A 23,521-nucleotide genomic window follows, 5' to 3' on the forward strand; every position below is an offset into this window, starting at 1 on the left:
GGCTGGTTATGGTGACGGTCATGGTGAACTCGCCGACGCGGCCCGCGCCACCCGAGGAGAACTGACCATGCTGCTCCAGGACAAGGTCGTCGTCGTCACCGGCGGCAACAGCGGGATCGGCGCCGCCATCTGCAAGGTCGCCGGCCGCGAGGGCGCCAACGTGGTCATCGACTACGTGACGCGACCCGAGGATGCCCAGTCCGTCGACGACGTCGTGACCCGCGGGGGCTCGGAGGCGATCAGCGTCGACGCCGACGTCAGCAAGGTCGCGGACCTGCGGCGCCTCGTCGACGCGGCGGTCACGGCATACGGCCGCATCGACGTGTGGGTCAACAACGCCGGGATCGAGACGCGCACGGCGCTGCTCGACACCGACGAGGACGCCTACGACCGCGTGCTCGCGATCAACCTCAAGAGCGCCTTCTTCGGCAGCCAGCTCGCGGCGAAGCAGTTCATCGCCCAGGGCGGGGGCGGCGTCATCGTCAACGTGACCTCGGTGCACGAGGACTGGCCGATGCCGGGCAACACGCCGTACTGCGTCAGCAAGGGCGGCATGCGGATGCTGACCCGCACCGCAGGGGTCGAGCTCGGGCAGCACGGCATCCGCGTCGTCGGGGTCGGCCCCGGCGCCGTCGACACCCCGATCAACGCCACAACGACCGCCGACCCGACGAAGCTGGCCGCCCTCGACGCGGCGATCCCGCTGCGACGCGTCGCCAAGCCCGACGAGATCGGCGAGACCGTCGTCTTCCTCGCCTCTGACCGTGCCGGATATGCCACAGCCACAACGGTTTTCGTCGACGGCGGGATCATGCAGGGCTCGGTCGGGCTGTAGCCGGGGCCAGCGCGGCGCCTGCGCGGCGCCCGGCGACGCCCAGCGGCACCCCCGGCGAGATGAGCCGGGCGTTGCTCAGTCGGTCTCGGCCGGCCTCCGCCGCGGGCGTCCCCGCTGTGGCAGCGGGCCGGCATGCTTGGGCATCCGGCCCGCCTCGGAGAGCGCCCGCCGCAGGATGAGCTCGGCCTGCGCGTTGACGCTGCGCAGCTCGTCGTTGGCCCAGCGCACCAGCGCATCATGCACCGCGGGGTCCAGACGGAGCAGCACCTGCCGGCGGCTCACGTGTAGAGCGACCCTGCGTTGACGACCGGCGTGGGCGGCTGTTCACCGCACAGCACGACGAGCAGGTTGCTGACCATCGAGGCCTTGCGCTCCTCGTCGAGATCCACGATGTCGTGCTCGGCGAGCCGGGCGAGTGCCATCTCGACCATGCCCACGGCACCCTCGACGATGCGACTGCGCGCGGCCACGACCGCGTTGGCCTGCTGGCGACGCAGCATGGCCTGGGCGATCTCCTGGGCATACGCCAGGTGCGAGATGCGCACCTCGACGATCTCGACGCCGGCCACCGAGACGCGCTGGGCCACCTCGGCCGCCAGCTCGTCGGCGACCACGTCGGTGGAGCCACGCAGCGACGTGCCCACGCCCTCCACGACGTCGTAAGGGTGCGTGTTGGCGACGTGACGCAGGGCCGACTCGGCCTGGACGGTGACGAAGTTGACGCAGTCGTCCACGGCATACGTCGAGCGCGCCGTGTCGGCCACCTGCCACACGACGATGGCGGCGATCTCGACGGGGTTGCCGTCGGCGTCGTTGACCTTGAGCCGGCTGGTCTCGAAGTTGCGCACGCGAATGCTGACCTGGCGGCGGATCGTCAGCGGCAGCACCCACCAGAAGCCGGGCCGAGTCACCGTGCCGACATAGCGCCCGAAGAACTGCACGACCTGCGACTGCCCCGGCGGCACGACGACGAGCGCAGAGAGCACGAGAGCGGCGACGAGGATCGGCAGCCAGAGCAGGCTCGTGTTGTCGGTGGTGAGCAGGTTGGCGATGCCCAGGCCGGATGCCGCCACGACGATGACGCCGAACCAGCCGTTGAGGGCGAGCGCCGGCCGTTGCGTGATCTCGACGCGGACCCCTTGGTGACCGACGGGACGTTGGGTCGGGGCTGGGTTCGGGGTGGAGCTCATGATGCCTCCTGAACGCGAAGAAACTGATATCACCGTGATAGCACTTTGACGGTCCTGGATGGAAGACCTCGAGCACGCTCGGTGCACGCCCGCGGCGGAGGGGGCTGTCGGTGGTCGCCCGTAGTGTCGTTTCATGGCAGGGGACGCAGACGTGCTCGAGCTCCTGAGGAGCCAGCTCGCCGACATGGAAGCGCGACAGCGCTCCAGCGGCGGCACGTCCGCGAGCGACTTCTGGGAGCGCTTCGCGGGGCGTATGCCGTCACCGCCGTCCGCGCCCGACGCCTCGTGCGCGCCCCTGGGCGACGCGAGCCGGGCAGGTCGCCGGCGACGCCGTCGGGTGGCCCCGGAGTCGCGGCCGGTCACCGCCGCGCACGGGCCGTGGTCCGAGTGGTCGGGGGAGAGCCTGGAGGCGCTCGACGTCGATGCGTTGCGGCCGCTGTCCGAGGCGGAGTGGCACGAGATGGTCGACGACCCGGCCTGGATCCGATCCGTCGCCGAGCAGGCGGCAACGCACGTCGACGACAGCGCTGACCGCGACCGCCAGGAGGCGATCGCCGTCGATGCGCTCGTCGGGTTCACCCTCGACCGGCACGCGAGCGCCGACCTCACCGCCGCGGCTGAGAGGGTCGCGCGTCAGCGCCGCAACCACGAGGTCACGCTAGTCAACATCGTGTCCGAGCTCGTGGCGCGGGGTCTCGACGCACCCGACGGGCTGTCCCGCGCCGACTGGCTCCGCAGCCACGACGCCTCCCTGACGGCGGGGCAGGCCAAGGCCTTCGTCGCCGTCGGCACCGCTCTGGCCGACGCGAAGTGGTCGCGCCTGCGCCTGCTCGTCGCGACGCAACAGGTCACCGTCGGCAACGCGGCGCAGATCGTCGACTTCGACACGCGCACGGCTCCGGTCGCCGACCCGGACGACCTCGCGACCGCGATCGACGACCTCATCGACCAGGCCCGGCAGCTCCGGCCCGAGGAGCTGAGCCGACTCGTCCGGCACCACACCGAGCAGGTCCGGCCGCCCCGCGACGAGGACGCGCTGGACCGGGGCCGGCGCGACGCCCGCGGGCTGTGGTTCACCCAGCCCGACGCCACCGGGATGGTGGGCCTGCGCGGAGTGCTCGACCCCGAGGGTGCCGCGATCCTCAAGTCCGCCATCGACCCTCTGTCCGTCCCTCGCCCCGAGAAGGACGAGGACGGGCGCACGATCGCAGAGGACGAGCGGGCTCCCGCACGGCGCCGCATGGACGCGCTGCTGGAGATGGTCCAGCGCGGGGTCGCCTCAGCCAAGGGCGTGCCCACCACCGACAAGGCCAAGGTCGTCGTCCTCATCGACCTCGACACTCTCCTCGGCGACCTGAACCCCAACGTCCCCGAAGCCTTCCGGCGCAAGAGTGCCGTCGACGGCTGCGCAGGGTCCGGCTCCGGCATCACGCTGTCGGGCGACGTGCTGTCGCCGGGTGTCGTGCGACGGATGGCCTGCGACGCGGAAATCATCCCGATGGTGCTCGGCGGCGACAGCGAGCCGCTAGACGTCGGCCGCGGTGAGCGGCTCTACACCCGGGCGCAGCGCCTCGCGCTCATCGCCCGCGACCGCGAGTGCACCTGGACGGGCTGCACCGTGCCCGGGAGCTGGTGCGACGCCCACCACACGGTCCACTGGAGCCGCGGTGGCCACACCACCGTCGAGTCCGGGGCCTTGCTGTGCCGCAAGCACCACACCGAGGTCCACGACCGAGACCTGACGGCGACGGTCACCGGCTCGGGCGTCACCTGGCACACCTGAATCCCTCGCCCCGCTCCCCGCCGACGCCGGCGGGGGCTGAGGCATGCCCGACGGACACTGGGAGCCACACGCAGGACAGTCGGGTACGAATGAAGCCGCCCTCGTCGGCCGACGCCTCAGAGGCGAGTGCTCAGAGTCGAGTGCTCAGAAGCCGAGTGCTCAGAAGCCGAGTGCCCAGAAGCCGACGTGGGTCGACTCGCCCACCCAGCCAAGGAGCCACCATGCCTCTCGTGCGCATCGACGTCATCGAAGGACGGTCCGACGAGGACCTCCGCCGCCTCGCCGACACCGTGCAGGACGTCCTCGTCGAGCACTTCGCGGCGCCCGAGCGCGACCGCTACCAGGTCATCCACGAGCACCGTCCCGGCCGGATCATCGCCCTCGACACCGGGCTCGGCTTCGAGCGCACCGACGACGTCGTCGTCATCCAGATCACCCAGCAGGGCCGCGACGAGCAGCAGAAGAAGGCGGTCTACGCCGCGCTCGCCGAGCAGCTCGAGGCGCGCTGCGGTCTCGCTCCGACCGATCTCGTCATCTCCGTCGTGGAGAACACGCCGGCCGACTGGTCGTTCGGGCTCGGTCGCGCCCAGTTCCTCGAGGGCGACCTCTGACCTGCCGGTCCAGGGGCCGGCTCAGCCCCAGGTGAAGCCGGTCCCTGGACCCATGGGGACGTACTCCTTGCCGCACCGGGCGCAGGCGCGATAGAGCTTGCCGTCCGGCGTGTGGGTCGTCCTCCAGACGTGTCGGGTGTTGATGCGACAGCCGAGGGGCAGGTGGACGGCTGGCTCGGGCTTCGGACCTCCATCCGTCAGCGCGGCATACATCGTGGGCGCCGAGGCGGTGACCCCGACGGCATAGCGCCACGCCGCAACGCGTCCGAGCCCGTGCATCTCGGCGACCAGCTCGTCGTGGTAGCGGTCGCGCGTCTCGGAGGGGAGGCCGACGGTCGCCCGCTCCATCGCCGCGACGGCGAAGCGGACCGACGCCCGCTGGATCTTCCTTCTCATGACAGACCCTCTTTTGGTATCGGAGCGAAGCCGGGCTGCGGCCGACGCGCGGACGCCATGGCCCTCCTCGCCTGGGTGGCACCCGACTCCGTGAGTCGGTAGTACCTGCGCGCCGGCCGTCCCTCTTTGCTCGGATCGATGTCCTCCCATCGGGACTCCAGCCAGCCGACTCTCTCCAGGCGGGCCAGGATCGGGTGGACCGTCCCACTCGGCAGTCCGGCGAGCCGGCCGATCTGCGACCCGAACCAGTCGGCCCCGAGGTCACTGAACAGGACGTCCAGGACCGATCGGGTGGCCATGGTCATGCGCGGGGGCATGGTCGTATTCTACTTAGGGTCAGAGGGTCGGGACAAGAGGCCTATGACAAGAGGTCAGCGCGCATCAGGCAACCGGAACGTCTCGGCTGACATGATCGTGAGCCATGACCGCAATGGTGTGGCTCGTGCCCCATACGCACTGGGACCGTGAGTGGTACGAGCCGTTCCAGCGCTTCCGCCTCCGCCTCGTCGACCTCATGGACGACGTCGTCGCGCGGGCCGAACGGGAGCCTGACTTCCGCTTCACCATGGACGGGCAGATGGCCGCGGTCGACGACTACCTCGAGGTGCGCCCCGAGCAGACCGAGGCGGTGCGCGCCCTCGTCGCCCGTGGGCAGCTGGCGATCGGGCCGTGGCGCGTGCTCATGGACGAGTTCCTCTGCTCGGGCGAGACGATGATCCGCAACCTCGAGATGGGCTGGGCCGACGCCGCCCGCCTCGGTCCGGTGATGCCCATCGGCTACCTCCCCGACATGTTCGGCCACTGCGCACAGATGCCCCAGCTGCTTCGGCACATCGGCATCGAGCAGGCCGTCGTCTGGCGCGGCGTGCCGGCGGAGGTCGACAGCCACGAGTTCTGGTGGCGCTCCCCCGACGGCACCGGCATCCGCACCGAGTTCCTCGCCAACAGCTACGGCAACGCCGCCGACGTCTTCGGCAGCGGCGCCGCAGCCGAACGCCTCGCCGCGCGCCTCGCCACGCAGTCGCAGTGGTATGCCGGGGACTTCCTCGCGATGTACGGCACCGACCACGCCGCTCCCCTGCCCTCGCTGATGAGCGAGGTGGCGCAGGTCGACAGCGACCCGGACGGGCCTCGCATCAAAGTCGCCACCCTGACCGAGTACCTCGCACAGGCGCGCCACCCACGCGAGGCCCTGCGCGTCGTCGACGGAGAGCTGCGCAGCCACGCCCGCGCCAACATCCTGCCCGGCGTGCTCTCGGTGCGCTGGCAGCTCAAAGAGGCGATGGCCCGCACCGAGCGGTTGCTGACCCGCTATGCCGAGCCGTTCGCGGCGCTGCACCTGCAGACACTGCCGGCGCACTACCTCGCGATGGCCTGGCGCCGGGTCGTCGACTCCTCGTGCCACGACTCCGTGACCGGGTGCGGGGTTGACGAGACCGCCGTCCAGGTCCTGGCCCGCCTCCAGGAGGGCGAGCACGCCGCGCAGGCCGTGCGCGACCGGGCCCTCACCGCAGCCGAGGCGTTGAGCCCGGCCGGATCGGTCGTCATCGCCAATCCGCTTGCGGCACAACGAGATGACGTCATCGACCTCACGCTGCCCGTGCCCGCGCACTGGGCTGCGGTCGGCTTCGAGCTGCCCGGCGGCCGAGTGGTTCCCGCCCAGGAGGTCTCCCGGCCCCCCGCCGAGCTCGCGCGCGAGACGGTCCCCGCCGGTGACCTCCCGCGCCTCATGCACCGCGTGCACGACCGCGAGCTGTTCGGGCTCCAGATGGACCGCATCGACATCGACGCCGCAGCCCGTCGCCTGACGTTCCACCTCGCCGACCACGGAGACCCGGACTTCGACGCGATCGCCGCGGAGGCCCGGCTGCGCAGCGCTGCAACCGAATCCGGCCCTGGCACGGTGTGGGACGTCGTCACCGAGGACGAGCCCCGACGCCGTCTCGCGGCCGTGGTGCCCGCTCCGGCTCTCGGCTGGGCCGCGCTGCGCGTCGCCGAGGTGACCCCGCCTGCGCTCCCCACACCGACCGCGGAGTCTCCAACGGCTGGCCCGACGTCATCGACGACACCCGCTCCAGCTGGATCGACGAGCGAGACCGGGCGACACGGCATACGACAGGGTGGGCGCGAGCTCGACAACGGCCTCGTGCAGGTCCACGTCGACGACGACGGCACCCTGACGGTCGTCGCCGACGGGGTCACCCTGCGCGGGGTGGGGCGGCTCGTCGACGGAGGCGACCCGGGCGACTCCTACAACTACGCGCCGCCGGCGCACGACGTGCTCGTCGGCGAGCCGGCGCGGGTGTCGGTGGTGGCCCTCGGCAGCGAGGGTCCGGTCGTCGGCGCCCTCCGCGTCGACCGGCGCTACGAGCTCCCCGTCACGAGCGACCTCGCCGGACGGTCCGACGCGACCGAGTCCACCGCGGTGGCGATGCACGTCGAGCTGCGGGCCGGCGAGCCCTTCGTCAGGCTCCGGCTCGACTGGCAGAACGTCACCCGCGACCACCGGCTGCGCCTCCACGTGCCCACGGCCGAGCCGGCCACGGTGTCGCACGCCCAGGGGCAGCTCGCCGTCGTGGAGCGGGGCCGCACCGCCGAGGCGGGCCCCGTCGGGGAGCACCCGCTGCCGACCTTCCCAGCTGAGCGCTTCGTCGACGCGGGCGGCGTCGCGGTCCTGCTGGGTCGCACCGTGGAGTACGAGGTCGTCGACTCGCCGGACTCGCCCGATGCAACGGCAGGGGGCACCGAGATCGCCGTGACGGTGCTGCGGTCGATCGGCTACCTCAGCCGCAACGTGCACCCCTACCGCAGCGAACCGGCAGGCCCCCAGCTGCCGACCCCTGACGCCCAGGCGCTCGGGCCGTGCCACCTGTCACTGGCGGTCATGCCGCACCAGGGATCGTGGTCAGCGGCAGGCGTCGCCGAGGCGACCGAGGCCTACCTCCACCCGGTCGTCGTGACCCGCGGGGCCGGGCCCGCGGACGGGCCGCTGCCGTCCGTCGAGGGACTGAGTCTCCTGGGCGCCGGCGTCGACCTCGTGTCACTGCGACGCCGCGCCGACGCCGACACGGCTGTCGAGGTGCGCGTCGTCAACATGTCGGCCCAGCCCACCGTCGCCGTCTTGGGTTCGGACGCGGTGCCGGTCACCGCCGCTGCCCTCGTCGACGGCCGGGGCGGCGACCAGGGCGGCCTCGTCACGGCCGATGGTCGCGTCAGGGTCCCGCTGCGTCCGTGGGAGATCGCCGCCGTGAGGGTCGACATCGGGGCGCCGCTCAGGTCATGACGTCAACCGCAGAGGGCGTGGACGACCCGGTTGTCGTCCTCGAGCCAGCACGGACCTGACCAGGCCGGCAGCCTGAACCGGTCACCGAGGACCCGGCGCCGCGGCCGGCCCGACCCCGTCAGCAGCAGCCCCTCCGCGTCGACGGCGACGAACTGGTCACCGTCGCGGACGACGATCGGCCCGTCGACTGACGCGCTGACCGCGGTCCGGCCCGCTCGCACCGCCCCGATGACGTCGTCCCCGTCAGCGAGCACCCAGGTCGTCGGCGACCCCGGCAGGTCGTCGTGGCCGTGCAGGTGGAAGTCGCTGCCGCCGATCGGCACCGTGTCGGGCGTCATCAGCCACCACGCGAGCGGCGCCCCCCACGTCGGCACCTGTGCCCACGACGAGTGCCACACCTCCGCGACAGCCGGACGCTCGACCGGCAGCAGCCACGCGCAGTCCGCGGCGAGCGGGTGGTTGACCGACAGCACACCGCCGCGGCTCTCGGCCTGGGCGGCCCAGGTCTCCGGCGCACTGCGGAAGTCGACGAGCCCGATGTCGCCGAGCACGTTGGCATGCCCGACGTCGCGCGTCACCTCCTGGCCCGGCACGAGCACGATGCCGTGCGTCCGGGCCGCGTGAGAGAGATGCGCGTGGTGGCTCGTCGTGTTGTGGTCGGTGACGGCGAGGAAGTCGAGCCCCCGTGACGCGGCGAGCGCCGCGAGGCCACCGACCGAGAGCGCGCCGTCCGAGTGCACCGTGTGCGAGTGGAAGTCCCCGGCCAGCCACCGCATCCCGTCCACGTCCGGCAGCCGGCGAGGGCGGGCCGGCGTCTCCACCGCGGGAGGGTCCCCCGGCTCGGCCGCCTGGTGCTCTCCGACATCCGCCGCCCCCACGGCGCGCACCGTGAGCTCCATCGTCACTCCGTCGGACGGCACCCGGTGCAGCCCGACGAGCACGGACCAGGTCCCCGCCTCGACCGGCTGGGGCACGTAGCCCGGCGTCGCCCACCCCTGTGAGACGACGACACGGCTACGTGCTCCACCCGACCACCCGACGTATCCCCGCGGCCCCTCGAGGCCGAGGTCGAGCACGGCACCCGGCCTTGCGGCATACGTCATCTGGATCTCCACCGCGCCGACCTCGTCCGGCACCTCGAAGGCGACCGAGCGGATCTGCGCCTCCGCCCGGTCGTCCGGCCACCAGTGCCGGGTCAGGCGCAGCAGGGTCGCGCCCGTCATGACGCCAGCAGCTCGCCGTCCTCGTCGTAGACGAGCACCCGCCCCGGCACCGGGGTGACGCGCACGGCCTCCCCCGCCTCGGGTTCGGACCCCTCTGGCACGACAGCCTGCACGCGGTGGTCGTCATGGGTGCGGGCGGTGATGAGCACGCTCGCGCCGAGGTTCTCGCTGGTCTCGACCTCGCCCTCGAAGGAGAGCGACCCGGGCTCGTCGACCCGCGCATACTCGGGCCGGAAGGCCACGGTGACGGCACCGTCTCGCGTGTCGGCACCGGCCCACCCCGCCGCCACGGCATCGACCGGCTCCCGGTCGCCGACGTGCAGCTTGCCGCCACGCAGCTCGCCCCGGAGCATGTTCATCGGCGTGGAGCCGATGAAGTTCGCGACGAACGTGTTCGCGGGCCGGCGGAAGATCTCCGAGGGCGTGCCGAGCTGGCGGATGCGGCCGGCCTCCATGACGGCGATCTGGTCGGCCATGGCGAGCGCCTCGCTCTGGTCGTGCGTGACGAAGACCGTCGTCACGGCGAGGTCGCGCTGCAGCCGCTTGAGGAAGGTGCGCGCCTCGAGCCGCAGGCGCGCGTCGAGGTTGCTCAGCGGCTCGTCGAGGAGGAAGACGTCCGGCTGGCACGCCATGGCGCGCGCCAGCGCCACCCGCTGCTGCTGGCCGCCGGACAGCTCACCGGGGCGGCGGTCCATGAGCGCCGAGAGCCCGAGTCCTTCGCCCGTCTCGACCGCCTTGGCGGCGCGCTCGCTGCGGCCGACCTTCTTGATGCGCAGCGGGTAGGCGATGTTGTCGGTCACGCTCATGTGCGGGAAGAGCGCGTAGTCCTGGAAGACCATGGCCACGTTGCGGTCGCCGGGCGACAGCCTGGTGACCTCCCGCTCGCCGATGTGGATCGAGCCGCCCGTCGCCTCCTCGAGGCCGGCGATGGTCCGCAGCAGCGTCGTCTTGCCGCAGCCGGAGGGGCCGAGCAGGGCGAAGAACGACCCGTCCGCGACCGTGAGGTCGAGCCCGTCGATGGCGGTGACGTCACCCGGGTAGACCTTGGTCAGTCCGTCGATGTGGATGCTGGCCATCAGCTCTTGATGCCTCCATGGAAACGGAACCCGTAGCGCCGGTTGACGAACAGGTAGAGCGCCACGACCGGTAGCGCGTAGACGAGCGAGAACGCCGAGATGAGAGGCAGGTTGGCCTGACCACCCTCGGAGTAGAACGTGTACATGACGACGCCGGCCGGGAGCTTGGTCGGGTCGCGCAGCAGGATGTAGGACGTGAGGAAGTCGCTCCACACGTTGACGAGGGCCCAGACGGCGATCGTCGCGAGCCCCGGCCGCACGATGGGCAGCACGACGTGCCGCAGCACCTGCAGCGGGCTGGCGCCGAAGACGCGCGCGCTCTCCTCGTAGGACTTCGGCGTCGCGTCCATGAAGTCCTTGAGGATGAAGATCGCCGCCGGCAGCAGGCCGCCGGTCAGCACGAGGATGACCCCGGACCGGTCGTCGATGAGGTTGAGCGCGAACATCAGCTGGAAGATCGGCACCATCGCCGCAGTGCCCGTGACGATCGAGCTGAGCAGCAGCAGCCCGTAGAGGATCGTATTGCGTCCCGGGATGCGCACGCGGGAAAGGGAGTATGCCGCGAGCGCCGCCATCGCGGTGACGCCGAGCATCGTGCCGACCGCGAGGTAGACGGAGTTCTTGAGGGAGGAGAACGCATACGGGTTCTCCGAGAGCTTGCGGAAGTTCTCGAGCGTCCAGTCGGGCCAGCTGACGTCGAGGCCCGGGTGGGCGTCGAAGGGGGCCGTGACGAGCCAGAGCATCGGCAGCGCCCAGAAGGCGACGGCCGCCGCGACGAACGCGACGAGCGCCAGGCGGCCCACGACGGAGCGGGCCCGTATCGGCGCCTTCACGGACGACCTCATGGATGACCTCATTCGCGCGCTCACCGGCGTTCCCGGAGCAGGCGCACGTAGAAGAGCGCGATGACGAGGTTGATGAGCAGCATGATGAAGGAGATCGCCGATCCGTAGCCGAGCTGGCCGCCGTAGAGCGCCTTGTTGTAGATGAAGACCGGCAGCGTCTCGCTCGCGTGGTTCGGACCGCCGGCGGTCAGCAGGTAGGGCGAGAAGTCGTTGAAGGTCCAGAGGCTGATGAGCAGCGTGTTGGTCAGCACGTGCCCGCGGATGTGCGGCAGCACGACGTCCCGCAGCTGCGCGAACGTGCCGGCACCCGCGAGCCGTGCCGACTCGAGCTGCGAGGGTGGCACGGCGCCCAGGGCCGCCGAGAAGAGCAGCATCGAGAACGCCGTGCCACGCCACGTGTTGAAGACGATGATCGAGCCCATCGGGTGCTCGAGCAGCCACTCGGTGCCGGGGGTGTGCAGCACCGCGTTGAGCGTGCCCCCGTCACCGGAGAGGTAGGCGACCCAGAGGAAGGCGACGATCGAGCTCGGCAGGATCCAGGCCAGCAGCACGAGCGCCTCGACCCCGCCGCGGACGAGGCGCGGCACGCCGCGCAGCGTCCAGGCGAGGGCGAAGCCGGCGACCGTCTGCCCGATGATCGCCGACCCGAGCACGAAGAGCAGCGTCAGCCACAACGAGTTGCGGAAGTCGGGGTCGACGAGCGCCGCCCGGTAGTTCTCGAGCCCCACGAACTGCGGGTTCGCCGCCTGGATGCCGGTGAGCCGGTAGTCCGTCATGCCGAGGTAGACGGTCCACACCGCCGGCACGACGAGGAAGGCCGCGACGAGGAGGAGCGCCGGCGCGACGAGCGCCATGGCCCGCCGACGCCCGAGACCCGCCGCGTCCACGGACGTGACGGTCACCGGGCACCTGCCTCCCCCTGCAGGGGCAGGTGCCCGGCTGTCGTCATGATGACGACACCTTGTCCGCGCCGCCGACGGCCTTCTCGACAGCGGCGCCGTAGGCCTTGGCGGCCTCGTCGACACTCTTGCCCGACACGATGTCGGCGGTCGCCTGCTGCAGCGCCTGCGACACCTGCGGGTAGACGGCGAGACCGGGCCGGTAGTGCGTCACGGGCAGCACCTTCTGGGACACGAACGACAGGAACGGGTCCTTCGCGAGGACCTGCGCGTTGACGTCCTGGCGCGCGGTGATCTTGGCCGACCCGTGGAGCAGGGCGTTGATGGCCTCCGGGGAGCCGATGAACTGGAGCAGCTCCCACGCCTGCTGCGGGTACTTCGTGTTCGGGTTGAGGAAGTAGCCCCCACCACCGGACATCGAGACCTCGTTGCTGCCACCGACGCCGCTGCCGGGCTCGCGAGCCGGGATGAAGGCCCAGCCCACGTCCGCGTCGCGCGAGGCCATCGGCGCGTCACCGTTGTCGGGGTTGATGACCGAGCGCCAGAAGTAGTCGCCCTCGAGGAGGATGCCGACCTTGCCGGCGGCGAAGGCCGCGAAGGACTGGTCACGCCCCTTGGCGGCCTGCTGGAAGTTCTTGTCCTCCAGGCCCTGGTCGAGCAGCTGCTTGTAGAAGGTCAGCACGTCGCGCACCGCCTTGGTGTCGCCCTGCCACTTGCCGTCGGAGTAGATCTCGGAGCCGGTGCCGACGAGCAGCGGCAGCACGCCCTGCATGGTCGTGGCCTCGCCCATGGCCGTGCCAGCGTTGATCTGGATCGGGTCGACGCCCGAGATGGCCTTGAGCTTGGTCCCGGCGTCGATGATGTCCTGCCACGACTTCGGCTGCCAGTCGGCCGGCAGCCCGGCCTGCGCGAACAGCTTCTTGTTGAAGTAGAGGACGCGGCCGTCGGTGCCGGCGGGGATGCCGTACGTCTTGTCCTCGAAGGACACGTTGGCCTGCACCGCCTTGGGGATCTGCGACCAGCCCTCCCACGACGTGACGCCCGCCCCCGCGACGTCGCTGAGCGGCTTGAGGTAGCCCGCCTGGGCGAACTCGCCGACCCAGATCCCGTCGAGGGCCATGACGTCGGCGCCGGCCTTGCTCTTGAGGTCGAGCGCCACCTTCGTCTTGTACTGCTCGTCGTCGACACCGGAGGGCTGGAAGGTCAGCGTGACGTTGACGCCCTTGGCCTTCTGCTGCTTCGTGAAGGTCGGGATGACGTACTTGGCGTACCAGTCGGCCTCGTCGGCGTTCTTGCCACCGGCGATGGAGTTGGACGTGATGGTCAGCGTGACGTCCTTGGCCCCGGCGTTCTGGGTGGGGCTCGTCCCGGTGGAGGAGCTGCGGTCACAGGCCGCGGCCCCGACGAGCGCCAGGGAGGTTGCGGCGGCAGCCAGCACGCGCCGCCGGACACCGTGCCGCCGGACACCGTGGGTCGAGGTGGGATTCATCGGGTGGGCTCCTTCTCTGGGGGTGGTGGAAGGGTGGTGCGAAGAGGTCGAGGACGGTGGGTGGGCGAGGGTCAGGCGAGCAGCACGTCCGTCCCGCGAGCCCGGGCCAGCTCGAGGGTCGGATGCTGGGGGTCGGCGTTCGTGATGAGGGTCGAGACCGCGCTGAAGTCGCAGACGCGGATCGAGCCCTGGCCGGGGAACTTGGTCCGGTCGGCGAGCAGGACCACGTGGCCGCCCGCCTCGAGTAGGAGGCGCTTGGTCGGCACCTCGACCGAGGTCGTGTCGAGCACCCAGCCGTGCGCGTCGACTCCGCTCGTGCCGAGGAAGACGGTCGACGCGCGCACCCGGCGGAGCGCCTCCTCGGTCAGCGGCCCCACGAGGGAGTGGTAGGCGCGGCGCAGCGCGCCGCCGAGCAGGACGATGTCGACGGCCGGGTCGCCCCTCAGGGCGTCGAGCACGGCGAGGCTGGGCGTGATCACCGTGATGGAGCGGCCCTTGAGCTCCTGGGCCAGCGCCCCCGTGGTCGTCCCGATGTCGAGCAGCACCGTGTCGCCCTCGCGCACGAGCTCGGCCGCACGCCGGGCGATGGCCCGCTTGTCCGCGGCGGCGTCGTCGGCGACCTCCTCGTAGGGGCGGTCCACCTCGTCCGGAGCCTCGACCAGGGCCAGGGGCGCTGCGCCACCGTGGACGCGGCGCACGAGGCCGGCGTCGGAGAGCTCGGCCAGGTCGCGGCGGATCGTGGCGGCGGAGACGCCGAGGCGCGCGACGAGATCCTGCACCGAGACCGCTCCGTCTCGTAGCTCGTCGGTGATGGCACGATGCCGCGCGTAGCGCACACCAGCACAGTGACACATTCATGATCGAAAATGCGCGTTGCTGCGCACTCATTGCACGTTTCGCAGCGTCGACGGGCGGGTGCCCGGCCCGCAGAGGCGACGATGCGGCATACGTCCCGCTTTGAGGTTGCGTACAACCTGATTCCATACGGTGACGAGGTGAACCTGCTACCGCACCTGCCGCTGTGGACCGAGCTGCTCGTCTTCGTGGGGAGCGCGGGTGTCATCTGGCTCGCCGGGATCCCGCTGTCGAACTACACCGACATCCTCGCCGACCGGCTCCACCTCGGGCAGGCGCTCGGCGGGCTGATCCTGCTCGCGGTGGCCACCAACCTGCCCGAGATCGCCATCACCTACAGCGCCGCCGCGAGCGGTCACCTCGACGTGGCGGTGAGCAACATCCTCGGCGGCATCGCCATCCAGACCGTCGTCCTCGTCGCCCTCGACGCGTTCGGTGTGCGCGAACGACGGCCCCTGACCTACCAGGCGGCGAGCCTCATGCTCGTCATCGAGGGCGCCATCGTGCTCGCGGTCCTCGTGGTCGTCGTCATGGGCACGCAGCTGCCCAAGGACCTCGTCGTCGCCCGGCTGTCGCCCGACGTCGTGCTCATCGCGATCGTCTGGGTCGTCGGACTGATGCTCACGCAGCGCGCGGGGTCGAAGCTGCCATGGTCCAACAGCGGCGAGGCGCCCGACAGCCAGCCGAAGCCTCGTGGGCACTCGCAGAAGGCCCGCGCGGCCGAGGCCGCCCGCAAGGGCGTCAGCACCACCCGCGTCGTCCTGGTCTTCGGCGCTGCCGCCCTGGCCACCCTCGTCGCCGGCGCCCTCGCGGAGGAGAGCGGCTCTGCGGCCGCCGACCAGGTCGGGCTCTCGGGGGCGCTGTTCGGTGCCACCGTCCTGGCCGCCGCCACGTCCCTGCCCGAGCTGAGCACCGGCCTCACGGCGGTGAAGCAGGGTGACTACAAGCTGGCGTTCGGCGACATCTTCGGCGGCAACGCGTTCCTGCCGGTGCTGTTCCTGCTCGCCGTCCTCGTCTCCGGCAAGGCCGTCCTTCCCAACGCGCACGCCGCCGACATCTACCTCACCGGACTGGCCGCCCTGCTGACGATCGTCTACGTCGCCGGTCTCGTCTTCCGCCCGGCCAAGGTGCACGCCCGTCTCGGCATCGACAGCATCGCCGTGCTCGTGCTCTACGTCGTCGGCGTCATCGGACTCGTCGCCCTGCCGCAGTAGTCCGCTCCTCGGACCTCCCCCTGCGGAGCGTTGGCGGGCGGCTCGTACTCACGGCACGAGGGTCGGTGCGTCCGTCCTCGACAAGGTGATCATCGCCAGCTCGACGAGCTCGTGCTCCTCGATCCGGTGCCCCAGCTCGGCGAGCCGGGCCGCGACCTTCGCCTCGGTGTCGTCGCCCGTCAGGTCGACGGCGGCGACGAGGAAGACCTTGCCCGGGCCCACGAACTCGAGGTGCAGGAAGGTCACGCGCTCCACCTCGTCGCTGCCGCTGAGGTCGTCGAACGCCTGCCGCCACAGCTCGGGTCGCACGGCCTGGCCGACGAGGAAGTCGCGGTTGCGCCCGATGAGGAAGATCGCCACGACGCCGAGCAGCAGGCCGACGAGGATCGAGCCGATCGCGTCCCAGACCGCGTTGCCCGTGACCTGGTGCAGGAAGATCCCGAGCCCGGCGATGACGAGGCCGACGAGTGCGGCCGCGTCCTCGGCGAAGACCGCGCGCAGCGTCGGGTTCGAGGTGTTGGCGATGAACTTCAGCGGCCGCAGCCCGCGCGTCCTGGCCTCGGCGCGGGTCTGCTTGCTCGCCTGGAAGAACGAGACGCTCTCGAGCACGAAGGCGATGGCGAGCACGGCATACGCCCAGAAGTACGACGTCTCCGGTTCCTCGTGCCCGAGCACCGAGATGCCGTGCCACACCGACACGACCGCGCCGGCGCCGAAGAGGCCGAACGCCGCGAACATCGACCACACGTAGGCCTCGCGGCCGTAGCCGAAGGGGTGCGTCCCGTCGCGCGGCTGGGCCGCCCGGCGCTCGGCGATGAGCAGGAAGATCTCGTTGCCGGCGTCGGCCCACGAGTGAGCGGCCTCCGCGACCATCGACGCCGATCCGGTGATGAGCGCGACGATCGACTTGGCGATCGCGATGAGGGTGTTGGCCGCCAGCGCGATGATGACGGTGAGCACGCTCTCGCTCTGCTGGCCCTGCTCGTGATCCTGCTTCTGCTCCGCAGTGTCAGCCATGCTCGCCAGTCTCCCGTTCCGTGGTCACCCGCTCAAGGGTCGCTGGGTGGGCGCTCGACCGGGACGTCCCCCGCGGCATACCCGATGGGGGCGTATGCCGTTCGCCTCGTCCCGGCCGGCAGCGCCGTCACGCCGGGGTGTGGCGCACGACGTCGAAGCGGGTCCGCGCGTGGCCGGCATACCCCGGCCCCGACGTGTCGTGCTCGACCGTGACCTCACCACCGGAACGGGTGACGACGACGGTCGTCGTGAGCCGTTCGGGCTCGACGTCGGGCTCGTCCCGGGAGACGGTGAGCCCGTCGTCCTCGACGAGCACCGACTCCCAGCGGCCGTCGACGACGGGGTCGAAGACGTGCAGCTCGACCGTCTCGGGGCGGTAGCCGTCGGTCGACGCGGGCGCCTCGGTCCACATCGGGATGGCGGCGCCGGCGCGGGCGTAGAGCGGGAGGCGCTCGAGCGGCGTCTCGACCGTGATCCGCTGGCCGCCGGGGTGCAGCTCGCCGGTGTGCCAGTCGTACCAGTCGCCCTCTGGGAGGTAGACGGTGCGCGAGGTCTGGCCCTGCTCGGTGACCGGCGCGACCAGAAGGTCGCGGCCGAAGAGGTACTGGTCGTCGAGGTCGACGACCTGCGGGTCCCCCTGATAGTCGAGCACGAGGGGGCGCTGCACCGGCTCGCCCGTCTCCGAGGCCCGCACGAACGCCGAGTAGATGTAGGGCATCAGCCGGTAGCGCAGCCGCACGGCCTCACGGGCCAGGTCGTGGATCTCGGGACCGAACGACCACGGGTACTGGTCGACGTTGTTCGTCTCGGAGTGGTTGCGGCAGAAGGGGGTCAGCACTCCCATCTGCATCCAGCGCAGGAAGAGCTCGGGGTTCGTGTCGCCCTGGAAGCCGCCGATGTCGGCGCCGACGAAGGGCTGGCCCGACAGGCCGAACCCGCACGCCATCGGCATGCTGACCCACAGGTGGTCCCACCGCGCCTGGTTGTCGCCCATCCAGTTCGCGGCGTAGCGCTGGATCCCCGCGAAGCCGGCCCGCGACAGGATGAAGGTGCGGTCCTGCGGGCGCGCGGCCTTGAGCCCCTCGATGGTGCCCATGGCCATGAGCAGCGCGTACTGGTTGTGGTAGCGCTCGTGCTTGGCGCGCCCCTTGTCGAAGAGCATCGCCTGCGGGGCGATCTCGCCGGTCGCGGGCTCGTTCATGTCGTTCCAGATGCCCGCCAGCCCCGACTCGACGTGCTTGGCGTTGAGCGCGCCCCACCACGAACGCGCCTCCGGCGTCGCGAAGTCCGGGAAGACGGTGTTGCCCGGCCACACCTGGCCGACGTAGGTGTCGCCGCCCTCGGTGCGGCAGAAGACGTCCTGCTCGATCCCGTCGTCGTAGACGGCGTAGCCGGGGTCGTGCTTGACGCCGGGGTCGACGATCGAGATGGCCCGGTAGCCCTGGTTGGCCAGGCCCTTGAGCATGCCGGCCGGGTCGGGGTAGCGCTCCGAGTCCCACGTGAAGACGCGGTAGCCGTCCATGTAGTCGATGTCGAGCCAGATGGCGTCACATGGGAACTCGTCGTCACGGTAGCGCCGGGCGATGACCTCGATGTCCTGCTGCTTGTAGGCGTGCCACCGGCAGTGGTGGTAGCCCAACGCCCACAGCGGCGGCAGCGACGCACGGCCGGTCAGCCACGTATAGCGCTCGAGGATGCCCGCCATCGAGGGTCCGGCGAAGACGTACTCCGTCCACTGTCCGCCGTGGAAGGTGACGCGGTACTCGTCCTCGCGGCTGAACTCGTACTCCCCCCGGTAGCCGTTGTCGACGAACGAGCCCACCGCGGAACCGGTCCCGGCGTCGCGCTGGTAGAAGAACGGGATCGTCACGTAGTACGGGTCGAACTCCGCGCTCGTCATGTCGGCCCGCGGGTCGGTGGGGTCGAGACCGGCCCGGAACTCGGCCGTCGCGTGCTCGTTGAGGACGTCGGTGTTCCACATCGTGAAGTCGCGCCCGCGCCGGTTGTGGGGGCCGCCCTTCTCGCCGAGACCGTAGACCGCGTCGTCGCGGCCGATCCGGCGCCGCGTCGTCCACGCGTCGTTGAGCGTCGCGTAGGTCCAGTAGCGGCCGTCGGGGTCCGGGGTCGACTCGATGACGACAGACCCGTCGGTGCGGTGCACGTCGACGCGGAACGGGTCGAGCCACAGCGTCACGACGAGCTCGTCCGTCACGAGCCGCCACACACCCTCGCCCGACTCGGCACGCCAGGCCACCGGCCCGTCAGGACCGGCCGCGAGCGGGTCGACGCACACGGCATACGTCGGCTTCGGGTCGAACGACCCGCCACGGCTCAGCTGCAGGCGCACGACGTCGGGGCGAACGGCGTCGATGCGCAGCAGCTCACCGTGCAGCCGCGCCAGCAGCCCTCGCTCGGCCTCCTCGACGGAGTCGACTCGCTCGAATCGGATGAAGTGGTCGGTCCTCATGCGTCCACCCTGTCAAAGACCTGACTCCGTGACGACCAGCGGTCCGTCCCGCCCCGCCCCGACCACGTCGAATGGCACCTCCTCGGGGCTCAGGTGACCCTCGGCGGACCCACCCTCGGGTGTTGCACCGCGGCGCCCGTCACGGCCGGTGACCTCCTCGAGGCGCGCAGCACCCGCGCCACCGTCGTCGGGCCCAGCAGGGCCGTCGGCGGGTCTTCGAGCTGGAGGACCCGGTTGAACGACCGGGTGACGGGCAGGGACGCGTGAGCCGCGTGGATGACGCGCACCATGTAGCCGTTGAGCTGCGCCGTCCCGACCGGCCGGTCGCCGACCGTCGCCGGGTGGCCGAAGTCCCCACCCACAGCGATCCGCCACGGAGCCTCGATGATGCGGGCGGCCTTGCGATGGAAGCGTTTCGGCAGATCTTCGGACAGCACCCCGATGCGTCCCACCACGGCCTCGAGCGCTTCCGCCTGGAGCGCCGAGGACGTCATCCCCTGCCCGTAGATCGGGTCGAAGCTGCTCGACGCGTCGCCGAGGGTGACGAGGCCCGGCGGGAGGGCGCGCACCTTCTCGTAGTGCCGCCGCCGGCTCGAGGGGAAGCGATAGGTCTCGATGGCCGAGACCCGCTCGCAGTGCCTGATGAGCTGCGCCACGGCAGGGGTCGACAGGGTCTCGGCGAAGGCCACCACCTCGTCGTCGGTCGCCGGGGGCACGTCCCCGTGGACACCCGACAGCGTCACCTGCCACCGATCGCCCTCGACGGGCACGACAGCGCCGCCACGGAACGAGCCCGGGTTCTCGATGCTGACGAGGAGCTTGCCCTCGAAGTCCTCCGGCGTGCGGCGCAGGAAGAAGGAGGTGTAGCCGATGTCGATCCCCACGGTGGTGACCGGCGGGTCGAGCACGTGGGAGGCAGCGAGGGCGTGCGCGATGCGCGAGCTGCGCCCCGAGCAGTCGACGACGAGGTCCGCCGGTCGGGGCGTCCCGTCCACGACAACCCCCGTGACACGGCCCAGCCCCATCGTTACGGCATCGACTGTCGTGCCGTCCTGGATCGTCACACCCGCGAGGGCAGCCACCCGGCCACGCACGACGTGCTCGAGGAGGGGCCGCGTCATGCCCAGTCCCGGCCGCCCCCAGTAGCCGCGCGCTCGATAGCCCCCGCCCTGGTGCACCCACGCCTCGCTGCCCTCGACGGGGACCGCACCGAGTGCCGTCAGCTCCTCCTCGATCCCCGGGAACCACTGGCGCAGCCGCTCGAGACCCGCGGACAGGAGCACGTGCAGGTGGCGGCCCTGAGGCACGCGACCGCGCGGCGCGACCTCCTGCGGCAGGCGGTCCCGCTCGAGCACGACGACCGACTCGGCGTGCTCGGCGAGGGCGCGGGCGGCGAGCAGCCCGGCCATGCTGCCGCCGACGACGACGACCTGACCCGCACGCGCAGCTGCCACGGCCCACCTCACCTCGCCGGACGGACACGAACCCGCACGCGGACACGACACGAACCAAGGACACGACAAGGCTAGAGCCGTGGGGGTTTGATGGGGGCATGACGCAGCAGCCCGAGCCGCTGGACCTCGCAGCCCAGCCCTGCACCCACGTCGCGGGCGATGCGCTCAGCCCGGCCGACCCGACGCCGGGGATGAGCCGACAGGTGGCCCTGCACACCGAGTCGATGTGGTCGGGCACGGTCGACACCGAGGCGGGCGCCGCCTCCGGGTGGCACCACCACGGCGACCACGACACGACCCTCTACGTCGTGTCCGGCCGGCTGCGGCTCGAGTCCGGTCCGGGCGGCGAGGTCGTCGTCGAGGCCGGACCGGGCGACTTCCTCCGCGTGCCGGCGGGCGCCGTGCACCGCGAGTCCAACCCGGGCGACGGCACGTCACGGGCGGTCATCGTCCGGTGCGGCTCGGGCACGCCGACCGTCAACGTCGACGGCCCCGCCCCCTCGCCGGCACCCACACACACCTCCACACCCACTTCCCCATCCCCTGCCTCGACCGACGACGTCTGAGCCGCAAGGGATCTCGCGATGCTCTCGACGCTCACGGTCACCGGCGACGCCGACCCTGCCATCGCCTGGTCCCGCTATGACAACCTCGCCCTCTGGTCGACGTGGTCGCCGCAGATCCAGGAGGTCATCGCCGCCACGCCCCGCATCGCCCCCGGCCTCAACGGCCTCGTCGTCGGGCCGCTCGGGGTGCGGGTGCCCTTCGAGGTGCTGACCGTCGACGCCGAGGCGATGGAGTGGAGCTGGCACGTGCGATTCGGCCCGGTCGACGCCCGGCTCGACCACGCCGTGCGTCCGGCTCCGGGCGGGTGCACCACCGAGCTCGTCATCGATGCCCCGGCCTTCGTCGTCCTCGGCTACCGACCACTGGCCACCGTCGCCCTCAGGCGTCTGGTCCGGTCCGACCTCTAGCGTCCGCGGCCCGGCACGCGTCGACGAGCTCACGCAACGCGCGGTCGACGTCGGCCGCGTGGTCGAGCGCGGTGACCTCCCGCTCCGGGCCATGGGTGCGTATGCCGTGTGGCACCGCCGAGCTCGTCACGAGCGGTAGCGGGTCGGCCTCCCGGTGCCGCAGGGACACGTCCTCTCGGTCGAACCGTCCGACGTAGACCGGCTCGACGCCACGGCCGTTGCGCGTCGGGCGCACGGCGACGACGTTCACGTCGTCGGTTGCAGGCGCGATGCTGACGGCCTGCTTGGCGGCCGCGAGGACGGCGGAGGCGAGGCCGGCGGCATACACCGCGTTGCGTTCCCGCGCCGTCCGCGGTCGCCACGAGGAACGCCCGCCGCCCACGCTGCCGTCGCGCTGCTCCTCGGCCACGATGCCGATGGTCGGGAAGCGCACCAGGACGGTGACGTAGGCCCGGCTCGTCACAGGATCGGTGCCCGCGTCGAGGCACGTCACGTCGCTGCCCGAGAGCCGCAACGCCTCGTCGACGACCGCGACGACGGCAGCAGGGTCGTGTGCCTCGACGAGCTGCCAGGCCGCCTCGGCGAGCGCCTCACGACGGCCGGCGAAGACGCGGCGCGCGACGTTGCTGGCGCGCACGACGGCCGCGACGCGATCGGCCGCGAAAGCCTTGAGCTCCGCGCTAGTGGCGCGCGGGAGGCCCGGCTCGCCGGCACCGGTCGCAGCGAGCACCCTGTCGCGGATGGCAGCCTCCTCGGCAGCCGAGACCGGCTCGAAGGGAGCCACCACAGGCGGACGGATCGCGACGAAGCCGCGCCGGTGCAGCGAGCAGAGGTCGCGCTCGACGGCAATCGCCGCGTCGCGGTCGCCGTCACGGCGGGCCGCGAGCGCGCGGCGGGCGAGGTCGTGGATCGAGAGGACGCCGGCGCCGTGGCGCTGACCGGCGGCTCCCTCCGCCTGGATTCCGGTCACTTCACGACCGCGCCGCGGCCGGATCCACCAGCGCGAACCCTGGGACGGGACGCCGACCCCGGCCCGGTCGAGCTGGTCGGGGGGTGGCGTGCGGGCACCGAGGCCCGGCGTCGCTGCCTCGATCGCCGGAGTCATGACGTCCGCGATGGCGGCGGCGACCGGGCCCCCGACGCGGAACTGCACCCGCAGGCCGGACGGATGGGCCACGAGCCTCAGGATCGGCGACAACCGGATCCCCGGCGTCTCGGCACGTGTCGTCTCATCACGCGTCGTCTCGGCCGTCTGCTGCGCGGCGTCCTTGCTCCCGTCGATGTCGGTGAGCACCGTGCCCGCGCCGTTGAGGATCGACCCCTCGGGTGCCGCCCCGTCTCCGGGCGCCCCAGGACCGCGAGCCTGCTCGATGAGCGCACCCGCACCGCTGCCCCGGGGCTGGTAGTACTCCCGGCCCGCCTTGACCGGGGCCGCTGCCGGCGCGCCTGCGGAGCTGCCGTACGACGTGCCGCCCGAGCGCCCACGCTCGGGGAAGAGCGCAGCGAGCGACACCGTCGACTGCGCAGCCACCGTCGCGACCGGGAAGGACAGGTGGCCCAGCCGGTTGCCAGCGCCGTTCGTCCCACGGCCGGCACCGCCGACACCGCCGGCCCGAGCGTCACGGTCGTCGCGACGCGGTGCGGTCACGGACCAGTAGGTCCAGTCCGCCGAGGGCTCGGGCCAGTCGGGGTCGGGCAGCCACTCGGCGTGCGGCACCCACGTCGCAGGCGGCATCGGCCACCCCGGCGGCGGGTTGAAGCTCACGGTCACAGCACGGCCCCCTCGGCCACCCCTCATGGCCCTCCCCGCTGGGCAACGTCGCGCACGCGGGCACGCGGCGGAGGGATGGTCCGGAGTCCGCGAGCCCGTCGTCGCAGCGTAGCGGCCAACACCGTCGCCGTGGTCGGCT

21 protein-coding genes are annotated in these 23,521 nt (G+C 71.6%); 7 read left to right on the top strand and 14 right to left on the bottom strand.

What is annotated here, in order from left to right:
* Positions 1-67: 67 nt before the first annotated feature.
* Positions 68-835 (top strand): SDR family NAD(P)-dependent oxidoreductase, encoded by a 768-nt coding sequence (locus ABD831_RS04515; protein WP_344942131.1) that lies wholly within the window; start codon positions 68-70, stop codon positions 833-835.
* A gap of 75 nt (positions 836-910) precedes the next feature.
* On the opposite strand, the gene ABD831_RS04520 is transcribed toward ABD831_RS04515, so the two are convergent.
* Both ABD831_RS04520 and ABD831_RS04525 read right to left on the bottom strand, forming a co-directional pair.
* Positions 911-1,117 carry a type II toxin-antitoxin system antitoxin gene (locus ABD831_RS04520; RefSeq protein ID WP_344942134.1) on the bottom strand — a complete coding sequence of 69 codons (207 nt, stop codon included), beginning with the start codon at positions 1,115-1,117 and terminating at the stop codon, positions 911-913.
* Positions 1,114-2,025 carry an SPFH domain-containing protein gene (locus ABD831_RS04525; RefSeq protein WP_344942137.1) on the bottom strand — a complete coding sequence of 304 codons (912 nt, stop codon included), beginning with the start codon at positions 2,023-2,025 and terminating at the stop codon, positions 1,114-1,116. Before ABD831_RS04525 ends, ABD831_RS04520 begins: the two co-directional genes overlap by 4 nt.
* A 133-nt stretch (positions 2,026-2,158) precedes the next feature.
* On the opposite strand from ABD831_RS04525, the gene ABD831_RS04530 reads away from it, so the two are divergent.
* Both ABD831_RS04530 and ABD831_RS04535 read left to right on the top strand, forming a co-directional pair.
* Entirely contained in the window at positions 2,159-3,808 is a 1,650-nt protein-coding gene (locus tag ABD831_RS04530; RefSeq protein ID WP_344942142.1) for an HNH endonuclease signature motif containing protein, read from the top strand.
* 221 nt (positions 3,809-4,029) lie between these two features.
* Positions 4,030-4,419, top strand: a complete 390-nt coding sequence (locus tag ABD831_RS04535) for a tautomerase family protein (RefSeq protein WP_344942145.1) — start codon at positions 4,030-4,032, stop codon at positions 4,417-4,419.
* Between the two features lie 21 nt (positions 4,420-4,440).
* Here the strand turns inward: ABD831_RS04535 and ABD831_RS04540 are convergent, their stop codons facing one another.
* Together ABD831_RS04540 and ABD831_RS04545 are read right to left on the bottom strand one after the other, a co-directional pair.
* The gene (locus ABD831_RS04540) at positions 4,441-4,815 is read right to left on the bottom strand and encodes a hypothetical protein (RefSeq protein WP_344942148.1); all 375 of its coding nucleotides are present in this window, start codon (positions 4,813-4,815) and stop codon (positions 4,441-4,443) included.
* Positions 4,812-5,132, bottom strand: coding sequence for a PadR family transcriptional regulator (locus tag ABD831_RS04545; protein WP_344942150.1), 321 nt, complete (start codon positions 5,130-5,132; stop codon positions 4,812-4,814). The genes ABD831_RS04540 and ABD831_RS04545 overlap by 4 nt, the downstream gene beginning before the upstream one ends.
* 104 nt (positions 5,133-5,236) lie before the next feature.
* On the opposite strand from ABD831_RS04545, the gene ABD831_RS04550 reads away from it, so the two are divergent.
* On the top strand, positions 5,237-8,098 hold the full coding sequence (locus tag ABD831_RS04550) for a glycoside hydrolase family 38 N-terminal domain-containing protein (RefSeq protein WP_344942152.1): 2,862 nt from the start codon (positions 5,237-5,239) through the stop codon (positions 8,096-8,098).
* 2 nt (positions 8,099-8,100) lie between these two features.
* Here the strand turns inward: ABD831_RS04550 and ABD831_RS04555 are convergent, their stop codons facing one another.
* From ABD831_RS04555 to ABD831_RS04580, 6 genes are all read right to left on the bottom strand, one after another.
* A complete protein-coding gene (locus tag ABD831_RS04555) occupies positions 8,101-9,321 on the bottom strand; it encodes a CehA/McbA family metallohydrolase (RefSeq protein ID WP_344942156.1) in 1,221 nt (406 codons plus the stop codon).
* Complete coding sequence (locus ABD831_RS04560) at positions 9,318-10,397, bottom strand: ABC transporter ATP-binding protein (RefSeq protein WP_344942159.1); 1,080 nt, start codon at positions 10,395-10,397, stop codon at positions 9,318-9,320. Before ABD831_RS04560 ends, ABD831_RS04555 begins: the two co-directional genes overlap by 4 nt.
* Positions 10,397-11,242: an ABC transporter permease subunit gene (locus ABD831_RS04565; RefSeq protein ID WP_344942162.1), complete on the bottom strand. Its 846-nt coding sequence runs from the start codon at positions 11,240-11,242 to the stop codon at positions 10,397-10,399. Before ABD831_RS04565 ends, ABD831_RS04560 begins: the two co-directional genes overlap by 1 nt.
* Positions 11,243-11,262: 20 nt before the next feature.
* Positions 11,263-12,144 (bottom strand): carbohydrate ABC transporter permease, encoded by an 882-nt coding sequence (locus ABD831_RS04570; protein WP_344942165.1) that lies wholly within the window; start codon positions 12,142-12,144, stop codon positions 11,263-11,265.
* A 43-nt stretch (positions 12,145-12,187) separates the two neighbouring features.
* Positions 12,188-13,630, bottom strand: a complete 1,443-nt coding sequence (locus tag ABD831_RS04575; protein WP_344942169.1) for an extracellular solute-binding protein — start codon at positions 13,628-13,630, stop codon at positions 12,188-12,190.
* A gap of 71 nt (positions 13,631-13,701) precedes the next feature.
* Complete coding sequence (locus ABD831_RS04580; RefSeq protein WP_344942172.1) at positions 13,702-14,466, bottom strand: DeoR/GlpR family DNA-binding transcription regulator; 765 nt, start codon at positions 14,464-14,466, stop codon at positions 13,702-13,704.
* A 159-nt stretch (positions 14,467-14,625) separates the two neighbouring features.
* On the opposite strand from ABD831_RS04580, the gene ABD831_RS04585 reads away from it, so the two are divergent.
* A complete protein-coding gene (locus ABD831_RS04585) occupies positions 14,626-15,699 on the top strand; it encodes a sodium:calcium antiporter (protein WP_344942175.1) in 1,074 nt (357 codons plus the stop codon).
* Between the two features lie 48 nt (positions 15,700-15,747).
* Here the strand turns inward: ABD831_RS04585 and ABD831_RS04590 are convergent, their stop codons facing one another.
* From ABD831_RS04590 to ABD831_RS04600, 3 genes are all read right to left on the bottom strand, one after another.
* Positions 15,748-16,716, bottom strand: coding sequence for a cation diffusion facilitator family transporter (locus tag ABD831_RS04590; RefSeq protein ID WP_344942178.1), 969 nt, complete (start codon positions 16,714-16,716; stop codon positions 15,748-15,750).
* Between the two features lie 127 nt (positions 16,717-16,843).
* A complete protein-coding gene (locus ABD831_RS04595) occupies positions 16,844-19,183 on the bottom strand; it encodes a glycoside hydrolase family 31 protein (RefSeq protein WP_344942181.1) in 2,340 nt (779 codons plus the stop codon).
* An 89-nt stretch (positions 19,184-19,272) separates the two neighbouring features.
* Positions 19,273-20,637, bottom strand: a complete 1,365-nt coding sequence (locus ABD831_RS04600; RefSeq protein ID WP_344942184.1) for an NAD(P)/FAD-dependent oxidoreductase — start codon at positions 20,635-20,637, stop codon at positions 19,273-19,275.
* Between the two features lie 98 nt (positions 20,638-20,735).
* Between ABD831_RS04600 and ABD831_RS04605 the strand changes: the two genes are divergently transcribed.
* Together ABD831_RS04605 and ABD831_RS04610 are read left to right on the top strand one after the other, a co-directional pair.
* Positions 20,736-21,203: a cupin domain-containing protein gene (locus ABD831_RS04605; RefSeq protein WP_344942187.1), complete on the top strand. Its 468-nt coding sequence runs from the start codon at positions 20,736-20,738 to the stop codon at positions 21,201-21,203.
* A gap of 18 nt (positions 21,204-21,221) precedes the next feature.
* On the top strand, positions 21,222-21,611 hold the full coding sequence (locus ABD831_RS04610; RefSeq protein WP_344942190.1) for an SRPBCC family protein: 390 nt from the start codon (positions 21,222-21,224) through the stop codon (positions 21,609-21,611).
* On the opposite strand, the gene ABD831_RS04615 is transcribed toward ABD831_RS04610, so the two are convergent.
* Positions 21,583-23,382, bottom strand: a complete 1,800-nt coding sequence (locus ABD831_RS04615; RefSeq protein ID WP_344942193.1) for a hypothetical protein — start codon at positions 23,380-23,382, stop codon at positions 21,583-21,585. The two genes, ABD831_RS04610 and ABD831_RS04615, sit on opposite strands and share 29 nt — an antisense overlap.
* Between the last annotated feature and the right edge of the window lie 139 nt (positions 23,383-23,521).

The sequence above is a fragment of the Terrabacter ginsenosidimutans genome, assembly GCF_039539425.1.
In the GTDB taxonomy this organism is placed as follows: Bacteria; Actinomycetota; Actinomycetes; order Actinomycetales; family Dermatophilaceae; genus Terrabacter; species Terrabacter ginsenosidimutans.

Bases quoted from the DNA above. Each gene is read 5' to 3' on its own strand.
- ABD831_RS04515 (WP_344942131.1), top strand. From the start codon at position 68: ATGCTGCTCCAGGACAAGGTCGTCGTCGTCACCGGCGGCAACAGCGGG.
- ABD831_RS04525 (WP_344942137.1), bottom strand. From the start codon at position 2,025: ATGAGCTCCACCCCGAACCCAGCCCCGACCCAACGTCCCGTCGGTCAC.
- ABD831_RS04530 (WP_344942142.1), top strand. From the start codon at position 2,159: ATGGCAGGGGACGCAGACGTGCTCGAGCTCCTGAGGAGCCAGCTCGCC.
- ABD831_RS04535 (WP_344942145.1), top strand. From the start codon at position 4,030: ATGCCTCTCGTGCGCATCGACGTCATCGAAGGACGGTCCGACGAGGAC.
- ABD831_RS04540 (WP_344942148.1), bottom strand. From the start codon at position 4,815: ATGAGAAGGAAGATCCAGCGGGCGTCGGTCCGCTTCGCCGTCGCGGCG.
- ABD831_RS04545 (WP_344942150.1), bottom strand. From the start codon at position 5,132: ATGCCCCCGCGCATGACCATGGCCACCCGATCGGTCCTGGACGTCCTG.
- ABD831_RS04550 (WP_344942152.1), top strand. From the start codon at position 5,237: ATGACCGCAATGGTGTGGCTCGTGCCCCATACGCACTGGGACCGTGAG.
- ABD831_RS04555 (WP_344942156.1), bottom strand. From the start codon at position 9,321: ATGACGGGCGCGACCCTGCTGCGCCTGACCCGGCACTGGTGGCCGGAC.
- ABD831_RS04560 (WP_344942159.1), bottom strand. From the start codon at position 10,397: ATGGCCAGCATCCACATCGACGGACTGACCAAGGTCTACCCGGGTGAC.
- ABD831_RS04565 (WP_344942162.1), bottom strand. From the start codon at position 11,242: ATGAGGTCGTCCGTGAAGGCGCCGATACGGGCCCGCTCCGTCGTGGGC.
- ABD831_RS04575 (WP_344942169.1), bottom strand. From the start codon at position 13,630: ATGAATCCCACCTCGACCCACGGTGTCCGGCGGCACGGTGTCCGGCGG.
- ABD831_RS04590 (WP_344942178.1), bottom strand. From the start codon at position 16,716: ATGGCTGACACTGCGGAGCAGAAGCAGGATCACGAGCAGGGCCAGCAG.
- ABD831_RS04595 (WP_344942181.1), bottom strand. From the start codon at position 19,183: ATGAGGACCGACCACTTCATCCGATTCGAGCGAGTCGACTCCGTCGAG.
- ABD831_RS04605 (WP_344942187.1), top strand. From the start codon at position 20,736: ATGACGCAGCAGCCCGAGCCGCTGGACCTCGCAGCCCAGCCCTGCACC.
- ABD831_RS04610 (WP_344942190.1), top strand. From the start codon at position 21,222: ATGCTCTCGACGCTCACGGTCACCGGCGACGCCGACCCTGCCATCGCC.